General features: G+C 39.3%; 13 protein-coding genes. 1 reads left to right on the top strand and 12 read right to left on the bottom strand.

All coding sequences use genetic code 11. The features are described from left to right. Positions 1-36: 36 nt before the first annotated feature. The 12 genes from QZ289_RS00440 to QZ289_RS00385 form a co-directional block, all read right to left on the bottom strand. Positions 37-1242, bottom strand: a complete 1206-nt coding sequence (locus tag QZ289_RS00440; RefSeq protein ID WP_295697907.1) for a metallophosphoesterase — start codon at positions 1240-1242, stop codon at positions 37-39. 19 nt (positions 1243-1261) lie between these two features. Continuing rightward, the gene (ung, locus tag QZ289_RS00435; protein WP_295697904.1) at positions 1262-1972 is read right to left on the bottom strand and encodes a uracil-DNA glycosylase; all 711 of its coding nucleotides are present in this window, start codon (positions 1970-1972) and stop codon (positions 1262-1264) included. Beyond that, positions 1969-2247, bottom strand: coding sequence for an Asp-tRNA(Asn)/Glu-tRNA(Gln) amidotransferase subunit GatC (gene gatC / locus QZ289_RS00430; RefSeq protein WP_295697902.1), 279 nt, complete (start codon positions 2245-2247; stop codon positions 1969-1971). The genes ung and gatC overlap by 4 nt, the downstream gene beginning before the upstream one ends. 49 nt (positions 2248-2296) lie before the next feature. Then, positions 2297-3097 (bottom strand): shikimate dehydrogenase, encoded by an 801-nt coding sequence (locus QZ289_RS00425; RefSeq protein WP_295697899.1) that lies wholly within the window; start codon positions 3095-3097, stop codon positions 2297-2299. A gap of 6 nt (positions 3098-3103) precedes the next feature. Continuing rightward, positions 3104-3823 (bottom strand): SH3 domain-containing protein, encoded by a 720-nt coding sequence (locus tag QZ289_RS00420; RefSeq protein ID WP_295697896.1) that lies wholly within the window; start codon positions 3821-3823, stop codon positions 3104-3106. A 29-nt stretch (positions 3824-3852) separates the two neighbouring features. Continuing rightward, positions 3853-4860 (bottom strand): phosphoribosylformylglycinamidine cyclo-ligase, encoded by a 1008-nt coding sequence (gene purM / locus QZ289_RS00415; protein WP_295697893.1) that lies wholly within the window; start codon positions 4858-4860, stop codon positions 3853-3855. A 91-nt stretch (positions 4861-4951) separates the two neighbouring features. Then, a complete protein-coding gene (locus QZ289_RS00410; protein WP_295697890.1) occupies positions 4952-6157 on the bottom strand; it encodes an NAD(P)/FAD-dependent oxidoreductase in 1206 nt (401 codons plus the stop codon). 304 nt (positions 6158-6461) lie between these two features. Beyond that, positions 6462-7769, bottom strand: coding sequence for an RNA polymerase factor sigma-54 (locus tag QZ289_RS00405; protein ID WP_295697888.1), 1308 nt, complete (start codon positions 7767-7769; stop codon positions 6462-6464). Then, entirely contained in the window at positions 7766-8488 is a 723-nt protein-coding gene (gene lptB, locus QZ289_RS00400) for an LPS export ABC transporter ATP-binding protein (protein WP_295697886.1), read from the bottom strand. Before lptB ends, QZ289_RS00405 begins: the two co-directional genes overlap by 4 nt. Then, entirely contained in the window at positions 8481-8909 is a 429-nt protein-coding gene (gene tsaE / locus QZ289_RS00395) for a tRNA (adenosine(37)-N6)-threonylcarbamoyltransferase complex ATPase subunit type 1 TsaE (RefSeq protein WP_295697883.1), read from the bottom strand. The genes lptB and tsaE overlap by 8 nt, the downstream gene beginning before the upstream one ends. Then, positions 8906-10657, bottom strand: coding sequence for a DNA polymerase III subunit gamma/tau (locus tag QZ289_RS00390; RefSeq protein WP_295697880.1), 1752 nt, complete (start codon positions 10655-10657; stop codon positions 8906-8908). Before QZ289_RS00390 ends, tsaE begins: the two co-directional genes overlap by 4 nt. 59 nt (positions 10658-10716) lie before the next feature. Then, positions 10717-11358, bottom strand: a complete 642-nt coding sequence (locus tag QZ289_RS00385; protein ID WP_295697877.1) for a trimeric intracellular cation channel family protein — start codon at positions 11356-11358, stop codon at positions 10717-10719. A gap of 150 nt (positions 11359-11508) precedes the next feature. Here QZ289_RS00385 and flgG point away from each other — a divergent pair, with 150 nt between their 5' ends. Next, positions 11509-12297, top strand: coding sequence for a flagellar basal-body rod protein FlgG (gene flgG, locus QZ289_RS00380; protein WP_295697874.1), 789 nt, complete (start codon positions 11509-11511; stop codon positions 12295-12297). Positions 12298-12412 lie beyond the last annotated feature (115 nt).

Here is a 12412-nt window from a genome sequence, read left to right as displayed (position 1 = left end):
TTTTTAAAGTTAATCTTTTGCTTACTTTTGTGATTTTTAAGCATTTTTAGAATTTATGCCTTCTAGCACTAAATGCACGATTTCGCTTGGAGCAAGAAAGCGGATAGCCGGTCCCCAAAAGCCCACGCCGCTACTCACATAAAGTTGGGTACGTTTGGGATTAGGCAATGTATAAAGCCCGTGTATATAATGCTGGTCTAACCACACAAGCAAAGAAAGTGGGAACACTTGCCCGCCGTGCGTATGTCCGCACAGCACAATATCAAATTCACTCACATCATTTTGTCGCACGAATTTTGGCTGATGCGCGAGTAATATACTTGGCTTATCTGCATTTATTCCCTGCTTCGCTGCATTCAAATCAGGAGGGAATAGCTTAAATTGCTCTCCTGCTATATCGCTTACCCCTACAAGATTCACATTTTCAAGCTCTGTATTGGTATTATTCAAAATGCGAAGATTAAGTGTTTTAAGATGAGCTAAAATTGGCTCGATGCTGTGATAATACTCGTGATTACCCGATACATAATACACGCCTTCCACACTTTGCAAATCTTTTAGCGGCTCTAAATCATCTTTGATAAGATGTATTTTATCATCGACTAAATCCCCTACAATAACGACAATATCGACATTAAGTGCATTGATACGAGCTACAACTTTTTCTAAGAATTCTCTGCCTAATGTCTTGCCTATATGCACATCGCTTATCATCGCAATACTCATTTTGCGCCTTAAGTGAGGGACTTTTAAATAAACTTCCTTGATATGTGGCACACTTAGGGCGTTTGTGAGGCTTTTGAAGCTAAAGTATGCAAAGAGTGTTGCTACGCTCCAATCGATGATTTTGCGTAAAAATACGCGGCGAGAGGCAATAGCTTTAGCATCTGTAGATTCTACACTCTCATTCAGGGAGGCTGTGCGCGATATGTGCTTAGAATGTCGCCTTTGATATTTTGTTGCTAAAAAAGCACAGATTCTAAACATATCCACACATAAACACGCTAAAAAAAGCGAATACCCTAGCACTACACAAGATCCTACGAGCAAATACTGCCAATGAGCAAAGTGTGAATCCCTCACCACAAAGAGTAAAATCTCTCCTGTTGCCAAAAGCACTAAAAAGCCTAGCCCTAGCCATTTATTAATCATAGCACTATGCCGCATAAAGCGCATATACACATAGGCTTTCATCAATGTCAGCACAGCAAAAATAACACCCACAAAAATAAGAATCTTCATCATCACTCCATTTTGTAATCTATCCCAAAGATTCCCAAGCAATGGGACTTATGCCATTTTGTGCCAAATAGGCATTTGCCTCTATAAATACATTGCTCCCTATGAATCCTCGCGCTAAAGGGCTAGGGTGCGGTGCGGTGATAATCTTATGCTTTGTGCTATCAATTAGAGTCGCCTTTTTCTTCGCATAATTCCCCCATAACATAAATACCAAATGTGTTTTATGTGAGGAAAGCGCCTTAATCACGCCATCGCTAAATCGCTCCCAACCAAAATGCTGATGGGAGGCTGCCACATTGGCACGAACACTTAAAATCGCATTGAGCAGTAGCACCCCCTGTCTTGCCCAACCGCTTAAATCTCCGTGTGTAGGCGGAGCGATATGCAAACTCCGTTCTAGTTCTTTATAGATATTTTGCAATGATGGTGGAATCTTCATACCACGTGGCACACTAAAACTTAAGCCCATCGCTTGAGGTGTAAGCTCTCCATTTATTACCGCGCTTCCGTGATAGGGGTCTTGCCCGAGTATGATGACTTTGAGTGAATCTAAGGGCGTGAGGGCAAAGGCGGTAAATATATCTTTAGGCTTGGGATAGATGACTTCTCCCTTTTGCAAGGCTGCCATATAATGTGCTTTAATATCTGCAAAATAGGGGCTTAATAGTTCATCTTTAAGGAGCGATTTCCAATCGGGTGGAATCTTTACCCTATCAAGTGCGATACTCATTCAATGATTTTGGGCACGATGAAAAAGTTATCTTCCGCACAGGGCGCATTTTTAAGCACATCTTGGGCGATAGCAGCATCTTGTGGGACATCTTCTCTTAATGGCGTTTTTAAATCCTCTTTGAAACAATCCTGCGGCACTTCTATACTTGCGATATTTTCTACAAATCCTAGAATCTCTGTTAGCTCTGTTTGCATACTTTGACGCTTATTTTCATTAATATGTATCATAGAAAGTCGCTCTAAGCGCGATAGTAACGCTTCATCAATATGCATTTGCCCTCCTTTAATAAATAAATGCAGATTATAACACAGAATCTTGCCCTTAGGGTAAAGCCTCGCCCATTAGTGTAGCAATGGCATTTGATTCACACTCAACTCCCATACTCGCACTAAAAAGCTCAAAGGCAAGGGCGGCTTGATGGATAAGCATAGCTCTCCCATCACTGCAAATAAGCTTAAATTCACTTGCTAGATGTAAAAAAGGCGTTTGCTTCCCATAAATCAAATCAAAGGCATAAGAAGCGTGGGTAAAGAGCGCTTCAAGCTGTGATTTAGCACAAGGCAAATGTGTATCATTTAGCCCCGCACTCGTGGTATTGATGATTAAATCATACGTGTTATTTGGCTTAAATGCACTACTTACACTACATTCAAAGCCTTTATCTGCAAAAAATGTAAGTTTAGAATCCGAGCGATTGATGATGGTCGTGGGGATTTGATATGCCTTTAGAATCATCGCTACCGCCTTAGCCGATCCACCCGCACCGATAATAAGGGCATTTTTTATCTTATAGTCTTTAATGCACTCATAAAAACCCTGTGCGTCTGTGTTGTAGCCTATGATTGCGCCATTATCGTGCACCCACGTATTACACGCACCTATGTCCTTAGCCACGCCACGCACCTCATCGCATAAGCTGAAGGCATATTCTTTAAAAGGAATGGTGATATTTGCGCCATTTAAATGATGAGATTCAAAGCTCTTGTAAAGTTCCTCGCCATTTTCTAGCAAAATACGTCCGTAATAGGCATTTATATCACATTTTGCAAAGGCATAATTATGCAAAAGCGGGGATTTAGAATGTGCGATAGGATTCCCATATACTGCGAAAAATCCAAGCATTGAGGGCTATTCTTTAGCAATAAAGTTTGTTGAGATATAGCCATATTGTTTATTAGGGAGTTGAATCTTCGCCCACTCGCCTTGTGTCTCAAGCACAGCAATACGTGTATGATAATTTAAACGCCCAATAATAGCTGCTTGCGTATCTGGCTTAAGGCGGACATTAAGCGTTGTTGATGAGACAATATATATTTTTCCCTCAAGATTCTCTTGTTTTGTTAAAAGACGTGAGGCGACATAACCCTCTACGCCTGATTGTTTTCTTACTTTGCTCCATTGCTCTTGCCAATCAAGCACTTCTAAAGCCTCTCCTACACTTGCACGAGAGATAACCATTCCTTCACTGGAGGGCATATTGCGGATATTGATACGATATTGCGCATAATAGATAGAATCTTGATGTGATTGCTTGGGTGGGGATATTGGATTCTCGATAGGGGTGGGCTGTGAGGCTATACTCTTATCCTCTACATTTTCTGTATTATGGTTATTGTCAATAGTTGTAGCGGGTAAGGATACATTATTAGGATTTGTGTTTTTTTTATCATCACTTTTGTCTAAATGTGCTATATGCTCTAAAGTCGTGAGTTCGTGGGAATGGTTGGGACGAGAGAGAATGAGATTTCCTTGATCCATAAAAATAATAATACTAGCATATATAGCAAGTCCAATGAGGACGATAAGGAATGGAAATGAATAGATTTTAAAAAAAGTTCGTGTGTTCAAATTAAAGCCTCTTTTAGTTTATAAATAATTTATATGAAATGCACACCGCTTTGCGCACACACTTCGCCAATAATATACCCATCAAAAGGATGGACAAACTGCAGCATTTCATCGCTTTTAGCCTTATCGACAGCAAGAATCATACCAGTTCCCATATTGAAAGTGCGATACATTTCATCTTTTTCTACATATCGGCTAAGAAGCATAAAAATAGATGGGATTTTCATCGCTTTTGAATCTATTTTGGCACCAAGCCCATTAGGCAATATACGAGGTAGATTCTCCACAATGCCTCCACCGGTGATATGCGCTAATCCGTGCAAATATGGACGCAAAGTAGATTGATAGATTGCCTTAAAAAGCGGCACATAAATGCGTGTAGGAGTAAGCAATATATCAAGTAAAGGCTGTCCCTCAAAATCTGCCTCAAGAGACATTTGCAATTTCTCAAAAAGCACCTTTCTCACTAAAGAATAGCCATTACTATGCAGTCCACTACTTGGTAAGGCGATAAGCACATCTCCTGCTTTGATACATTGGGTTTGCACATCTTCTTTTTCTGCAATCCCTACGGCAAATCCAGCTAAATCAAAATCATCTTTGGCATACATACAGGGCATTTCTGCACTCTCTCCGCCAATGAGGGCACATTGGGCTATTTTACAGCCCTCAACAATCCCGCTAATAACTGCAAGCGCATCTTTTGAGCATAATTTACTCGTAGCATAATAATCCAAGAAAAACATTGGTGTGGCAAAATTGCAAATCAAGTCATTTACGCACATTGCCACCAAATCAATGCCAACGCTAGAAAGTCTATGGCTATCAATAGCAAGGCGAAGCTTTGTGCCAACACCATCAGTCGCACCCAAAATCACAGGATTTTTATATCCACTAGGCAAAGCGTATGCCCCGGCAAAAGAGCCTATCCCGCCGATTACATTAGTATCAAAGGTTGATTTCACAAGTGGCTTTAAACCCTCCACAAGTGCATTTCCTGCATCAATATCCACACCAGAATCTTTATAGCTTATCATTAAATATCCTTTGAATACTGCATATATTTTTGAGTCAAAATGCGTAAATATACCATAAAAATGATTTAGATTCTGTTGTATAGTTTTAGCTTTAATTACTCGTGCGATAGCGGAATTGTCCGTTTTTGTAGACAAGTTTTGCACCACCAATGCTAAAAAGCCATTTATTTTCAATAAAGTTTTTCAAAAACGCTGCCAGTTCACCGTTGATATGCTTTTTATACACCACACCCACGCCATCAGTATGCCCGATAGAACACACAGTGCCACGATGTTTAAAGCGAAAGGTCTTTTTTTGTTCTTGCTTGCGGAGTATTTTTAATAAACTTTTGCCGACATAATCGCCCATTTGTGCGGAAAGTTGTGCAGTAGGAGCGTGGATTACATCACGTGAGGCAAATAAAGCACAATCCCCCACCACATAGATATTTTCATATTGTGGACATCGTAGATAGCTATCCACTTTTATACGTCCCTTTTTGGTTTCAAAGCAGGATTTCTCAAGGCTATCATTGCCTTTTACTCCAGCGCTCCATAAAATCGTATTGCCCTTAATATGTTTGCTTTTTCCATTATGTTTGATTATCACGCCATCCTCGAGGCATTCTTGTACTTCTCCATTGCATATTACCTCCACACCAAAGGCTTCAAGCTTCTTTTGTGCCAAGGCACTTGCCTTTTTGCTAAACATTGGCAGGATTCGCTCACTCCTGCCAATACAGGTAACCTTAGGCACATCACGTGGAATCCCGCTAATTAAACATAGCTCATCAAGCCTAGAGGCAAGCTCTGCGGCAAATTCAATGCCTGTGAATCCTGTTCCACACACAATCACACTTAAATCATTTGCATTCTTTGTGTGGCAATATTCTTTGAAACGATATTCAATGAGTTTATCAAGCTTTAATGCAGCATTGAGAGATGAAAGCTTATGAGCGTATTTTTTCACCCCTTTAATGCCAAAATCATCGGGTCTAAAACCAAGCCCTATTACCAAATAATCGTATTCATACGCTCCGCCATTACCAATAACACGCTTTTTTTCTGGTTCAAAGGAGAGAATCTTATCTTTTATAAAATGCACTTTGTCTAAATCGAGCACCTTGCGAATGTAGATTCTCGCTTTACGTGCGCTCAATGTGCCAATGGCTACTTTATGCAAAAGTGTCGTTTGGTAGTGATAGTCGTGTTTACTAATGAGTGTAACCTCTGCCTCATCTTTAAGATTCTGCTGTAGCGTAATGGCTGTGCGTAAGCCCCCATATCCCCCACCAAGAGTTAGAATTTTGGGTTTCATACTTTGCCTCTTTGAAAAGAAGTTGTAAATATGTAGTGAAATAGTATCGATTTTTTATCAAAATAAGCATAAATAATATTAAAAAGTAAAAAAATAATTTATTTTTTGTGAATTTTACTCATTTTTGCAGCTTTTAGTATTCTTAAAAAAGCGAAATATTTAGAATAGTCTAAAATGTTTCAGGGACAGAGTTATTTAATCTTAATAAGAAAGAAAGTATAGTTTTGTTTTGAAGGCTTAGTTTCTAACTATTATGGCTGCGCTGTTGTAGCTAAAGCTACCGTGTAGTCTTGCTCGTTCTGTATTATACACTCATTTCATAGAGTCTTTTGCGTTCATTAGAGCTTGCTATATCAAGCTGCTGGCGGTATTTAGTAATCGTGCGCCGCACCATTTTAAGCTCAAACTTTTCCTCTACCATTTTAAGAATCTTCAAATCACTTAAAGGCTTTTTTCTATCTTCATTTTTGACAAGATTTAAAATGAAATCCTTAATAGATGCATTAGAAGTATCCCCATCAATAGCTGCAGTAAAGAAGCTTTTGATAGGGAAAATCCCCCTATCGCATTCAAGATATTTGTTTGCAATCGCACGTGAGATCGTGCTAGGGGCATAGCCTAAGTCTTGGGCTATATCTTTTAGCTTCATAGGGCGAATCTCCCCACCCATAAAAAAATCATATTGATTTTCCCTCAAAGCAATAGCGATTTTAAGAATCGTAGCCTTGCGCATATCGAGTGCATCGACTAAATCTTTTGCTTCCTTAAGCTTTGTTTTCAAAAACTCCGCACCCGCTTTATCTTTTGTGCTTTTAATATTTTCTTCAATAAGAATCTTAGGATAGTAGCTGTCATTGATGGAAACTTCAAGCTCATAGGCAGTATTTTTAAGACTATCACTTTTGGTGCGTTCAAAAATGAAAATATCAGGTATTACTTCGCTTTCTCTTGCGCCAAATTCAATAGCAGGGGGATTTTTAAAAGTCTTAATTGTTTTCATCACTTCATTATAGGAGCTGTGATTCTTATATTTATTATGGCAGTGTAAATCACGTATGATAGATCGAGCCAACTCATAGCTCTCCCCTTCTAAATCGGTGTTATCAAGTTGAAAGAGAAAGGATTCTATAATATCCTTCGCTCCCACACCATAAGGTTCTAGATAGGCAAACCTCTGTCTTATGCGCTCAACCTCATATTCATCTATGCCCAAATCTATGGCAATCTCACCCACAGCTACGTCTAAATAGCCCTCATCATTGAGATTTTCAAGAATTTTAAAGGCAATTTTACGTGAAATTTCTGTGGGAAAAAGCACAGAATCAATTTGTTCCTCAAGCACCTCATAAAGGCTTTTTTCACTAATATGGGTAGATTCAAAATTATCATTTGAAGTAGGCGTATGGTTTTGAGATACTCGGCGATTTTTGCCTTGCAAGCTATGTGTTATTTGGCTTTGCACATTGGCATAAGGATTTTCTTCCACTACATTGTTTAAAGTCTCTTCAAGTTCTGTTAGCCCACTTTGTAAGATAGGTAGCCAACTTTTCAGCGTTGTAGAAAGCCGTGTTTTAACATTGGGTTTATTTTTTAACCTACCACCTACACTCATACTTTGAAATGCTCTCCTAGATAATATTTTTTCACTAATTCATTCGCATAAATTTCCTCTGCATTGCCACTTGCTAATAACGCACCACCTTTAATAACATAAGTGCGAGAACAGACAGAGAGTGTTTCACGCACATTATGGTCGGTGATAAGCACCCCTATGCCAAGTTCAGTGAGCTTTAGAATAATATTTTGTATATCACTTACTGCGCGGGGATCTACTCCTGCAAAAGGCTCATCAAGCAAAATAAATTTTGGGTCTTTGACTAAAGCACGAGCAATTTCTACACGTCTTCTCTCTCCACCACTTAGACTTATGCCTTTTCTGGCGCGGATAGGCTCGATATTAAATTCTGCGAGCATATTTTCAATTTTTATTTGCCTATTTTTCACACCTTTAATGCTAATTTCAGCAGCTAAAATAAGGTTTTCTTCCACACTTAAATCTTTAAAAATACTTGATTCTTGTGGGAGATAGCCTATACCTAGATTAGAGCGTTGGTGCAAGGGGAGATTGGTAATGTCTGTGTGATTAAGCAAAACTTTACCCGCACTTGGGTGCAAAAGCCCACATATCATATAAAATGTAGTTGTTTTCCCTGCACCATTAGGACCTAAAAGCCCCACAACCTCGCCACTATTAACTTCCAAAGAAATATCTTGCACAATTTTAGTTTTTTTAATATGTTTGCTTAGATTTTGTGCTGATAATTTATTCATGGCTCACCTCATAGATTCTGTGATGTGAAGGTGTGGGTGTAATGTGAATGAAGATTACTTGAAAACCATTTTGTTTTAGTATTTGCCCTAAGTTTTCATCGCCCCATTCGATAAAATGTAATCCTTCCTGCATAAGCATATCAAGCAAGCCTAGTTCAAGCATTTCTCGCAGGGATTTGCGATACATATCATAATGGTAAATTACACCATAGTGCGGATTGTCATAAGCAAGAGAGAGGCTAAAGGTAGGGGAATTTACTCGTGTAGTAGTATCAAAAGATTCTACGAAATGGCGCACAAGAGTAGTTTTTCCACTGCCTATATCACCTTGTAAAAGCACAACATACCTATCTTGTAATATATTTTTTAATTCTTGGCACAATATATGGAGTTCATCTTCTGCTAAAGTAACCTCATTCACAACAAATCCTTTGTGATTACTTTTTTAATCCCCACGCTTTCATTGATAGCCATTATCAAATCTTTATTTTGATTTAAGAAGGCTTGTTTAGAATCGCTTGAAGACACATTTTGTGTTTCTGTGGATTGTGCATCATTTGGAATATTTGGTGTGGGTGCTGCTAATGACTGTGTGTGAGGGATTGAAGTAGGCTGTGCTATATCTGTATTCATAGTATTTGTAGTGGATTCTAAAGATGGAGTGGGAGATTGGGAGGTGTGGGTGGTATCTTGCGAAAGAGGCTCTTGTGTGGTAACTTGCTCGATTTGTGTGCCATCACCAAAAACAGCCCGAACAAGAGAAAAAACAATTTTGCTATGCTCTTTTAAAAGTGCCTTATCTGCACCTTGTGCTACACTCTGCCAACGCAAAAGATGGCTAGATTCTATAAATTCGACAAAGCGGACATTGTGCTCAAATGCTACGCCTAATTGCTCATTGCGGTCTTTGAGTTTGGTAATCAATGTATCAAAACGCATTTTTGCACTAAGTGGGGCTGTTGTGGCAGGGGGTATTTGAGCGGGAGTAGGTGTTATAGTATTGGTTGTATTTGCCATAGGGGTGGGGCTAGTAGGAGATGTATGCGGGATTGAAGGACTTAAGGGGTTTTGTCTATTTTGTATATGAGTGGCATCTTGCTGTCCAAAAAGCTCATTTTCAAGCTCTTCTATCATAGATTCTATATCTTTTACTTTCATTGCTTCTTGCATTTTGAGTGTGCATAAAAGCAGCACGAACACACCATCGGTATTAAGGCTTAAGAGGCTTTTAGATTCGCTCAAAATCCTTGCAAATCTATCAAGGAGCAATGGCGGGAAATCGTTATCTTTTTGCAATAATTTATCTTTTAAAAACAGCATCATCTCATCAAGTATCATTTCGCATTCATATTCAAAGAGCATCTCAAGTATGCCATGCGTTTTTGCCTCATCTTTATGTACGATACTTAAGAAGTAATCCCCCAATACCTGCGGATCTACCACGCCTAGCATCTCACTTATGGCTGCTACTTCAATGTGATTTTTGCAAAATATAATGGCTTGGTCTAGTAAGGTAAGAGTATCGCGCAAACTTCCCGCCCCACTACGTGCGATAATATCAAGGGCTTGTGCCTCATAACTTACGCCCTCTTTGTTAAGAATGTTGCTAATATGTTCTATGACAAGTCTGTGAGGGATTTGTTTAAATCTAAAATGCTGTGTGCGACTTAGAATAGTTGCTGGAAGCTTCAATGGGTCGGTAGTAGCAAGGATAAACTTTACAAATTCTGGTGGTTCTTCAAGTGTCTTAAGTAAGGCGTTAAAAGCCTCTTTGCTTAGCATATGCACCTCATCGATGATAAAAATCTTATATCGTGCAAAGCTCGGGCTGTATTTTGTCTGCTCGATTACACGCTTAATATCATCAATCCCCCTCGAACTTGCTGCGTCCATTTCTATAATATCTATATGTCTGTTTTGCAATGCCGCTACACAGCTCGCGCAAGTGCCACAAGGCGTGCTTGTAGGTCCGCTTTCGCACTGCAAGGCACGGGCGAAGATTCTCGCTGAACTCGTCTTGCCACTTCCGCGAAGCCCACTAAAAAGATATGCGTGAGAGATATGCTTAGAATCTAATGCTAAGGAGAGCGTTTGAGAAATGGCATTTTGCCCTATTAAATCACTAAAGCAAGTAGGGCGGTATTTCAAGGCTAGGGCGGTAGAATTCATTATTTATCCTCTAATGAAACAAACTAAAAATAGCATTGTATAAAAAGAATCTAAAAGTATCATAAGGGCTTATTTGTGTCCTTGTCTTCTTCCTCGCTATAAGTAAATACAGGCAAAGAGAGCTTATAAAAAATTGCGAGTAGTCTTGCACTCACACCAATAGCTAAGGTAATGAGTGTTGCAAGCATTATATCAAGTTTAATATATTCAAGCAGTGCGTAATAAATCGCTCCAGCGATAATGGCAATTCCTGCGTAAATTTCTTTTTGAAACACAAGGGGAATCCGCATACATAAAATATCACGTAAAATCCCGCCAAACACTCCTGTGATCACCGCCGCGCTGACCGCGATAATAAAGCCATAACCCTTATCAATAGCCACCTGTGCGCCCAAAATGCTAAAGACAACCAACCCCACTGCATCGAGTGTTAAAAATACATTTTCTGAACGTGCCACTACGCGGGGGACTTTTGTCGTAAGTAGTGCAGCAACACAAATAAGCACAATATATTGAGGGTGAGCCACCCAAGTGAGCGGATAATGCTCCAATAGAATATCACGAATAGAGCCTCCGCCAATAGCCGTAACAAGCGCGATAAACATCACGCCAAAAAGGTCCATTTTATGCTTTCCTGCGGCAAGTGCGCCTGTCATACCTTCAGCTGTGATGGCAATCACATAAAGTGTAGTAATGAGCATATTTCTCCTTGCCCTATTGTTCATCTAAAAAATTAAAGGTATTCTAACTTGATAGAGCTTAGAAAATTAGAAAATATATTTTATGGAATCACATTTGCTTTAAAGATATGCATAAAAACGCACAAGATTCTAAATGCAAAGGATAGCACAATGATGAGGTCTCTCTATACTGCCACCACAGGTATGCTAGGGCAGCAGTTACAAATCGATACGACATCAAATAATATCGCCAATGTCAATACCACTGGCTACAAAAAGCAGAGGGCGGAATTTGCCGATTTGTTTTATCAAGTGTTGCAATATGCAGGCACAAGCACGAGCGAGACGACTATCTCTCCCACAGGTATTGAGGTAGGCATTGGTGTACGTCCTGTGGCAATTCAAAAGATGTTTTCTCAAGGGCACCCAAAAGAGACAGAAAACAATCTTGATATTGCCATTCAAGGCAATGGATTCTTCCAAATCGAGCTTCCTGATGGGAATATTGCCTATACACGTGCAGGGAGTTTTAAGCTTGATAATGAAGGCAATGTAGTCAATGCCGATGGTTATCGTTTAATACCTGAAATTACTATACCTGAGGGAGCGACACAAATCAATATTGGCACTGATGGGACGGTGAGTGTGGTTGAGGGGAATGAAACGGAAGTGAATATTTTAGGACAAATTGAAATTGTAAATTTCATTAACCCTGCGGGTTTACACTCTTTGGGTGACAATTTATTTATTAATACCAATGCTTCAGGCGATCCCATAGCTGGAGTAGCAGGACTCGATGGCTTTGGGCAATTAAGACAGGGATTTTTAGAAATCAGCAATGTAAAGTTGGTTGAAGAAATGACAGATTTAATTACCGGGCAAAGAGCCTACGAAGCAAATTCAAAAACGATTCAAACTGCAGATTCTATGCTGCAAACGGTCAATAGCTTGAAGCGATAATAATTATTCTTTATAAATTAGAATATGGGGATAAGAGACTTTAGCTATAATCAGTAAGAAGAAGCTGCATTGCATTTAAGAGAATTTTATTTTTTAGATTTCTTAAAAATAGGTG

Source organism: uncultured Helicobacter sp. (assembly GCF_910577135.1).
Taxonomy (GTDB): domain Bacteria; phylum Campylobacterota; class Campylobacteria; order Campylobacterales; family Helicobacteraceae; genus Helicobacter_C; species Helicobacter_C mastomyrinus.
Note: the sequence above shows the minus strand (reverse complement) of the source record. Positions and strands in the feature narration are given on the sequence as shown.

Excerpts from the sequence above, each read along its gene's own strand:
- QZ289_RS00410 (WP_295697890.1), bottom strand. The coding sequence starts at position 6,157 with ATGAAACCCAAAATTCTAACTCTTGGTGGGGGATATGGGGGCTTACGC.
- purM (WP_295697893.1), bottom strand. The coding sequence starts at position 4,860 with ATGATAAGCTATAAAGATTCTGGTGTGGATATTGATGCAGGAAATGCA.
- QZ289_RS00390 (WP_295697880.1), bottom strand. The coding sequence starts at position 10,657 with ATGAATTCTACCGCCCTAGCCTTGAAATACCGCCCTACTTGCTTTAGT.
- QZ289_RS00405 (WP_295697888.1), bottom strand. The coding sequence starts at position 7,769 with ATGAGTGTAGGTGGTAGGTTAAAAAATAAACCCAATGTTAAAACACGG.
- QZ289_RS00440 (WP_295697907.1), bottom strand. The coding sequence starts at position 1,242 with ATGAAGATTCTTATTTTTGTGGGTGTTATTTTTGCTGTGCTGACATTG.
- QZ289_RS00385 (WP_295697877.1), bottom strand. The coding sequence starts at position 11,358 with ATGCTCATTACTACACTTTATGTGATTGCCATCACAGCTGAAGGTATG.
- flgG (WP_295697874.1), top strand. The coding sequence starts at position 11,509 with ATGATGAGGTCTCTCTATACTGCCACCACAGGTATGCTAGGGCAGCAG.
- lptB (WP_295697886.1), bottom strand. The coding sequence starts at position 8,488 with ATGAATAAATTATCAGCACAAAATCTAAGCAAACATATTAAAAAAACT.
- gatC (WP_295697902.1), bottom strand. The coding sequence starts at position 2,247 with ATGCATATTGATGAAGCGTTACTATCGCGCTTAGAGCGACTTTCTATG.
- QZ289_RS00425 (WP_295697899.1), bottom strand. The coding sequence starts at position 3,097 with ATGCTTGGATTTTTCGCAGTATATGGGAATCCTATCGCACATTCTAAA.
- ung (WP_295697904.1), bottom strand. The coding sequence starts at position 1,972 with ATGAGTATCGCACTTGATAGGGTAAAGATTCCACCCGATTGGAAATCG.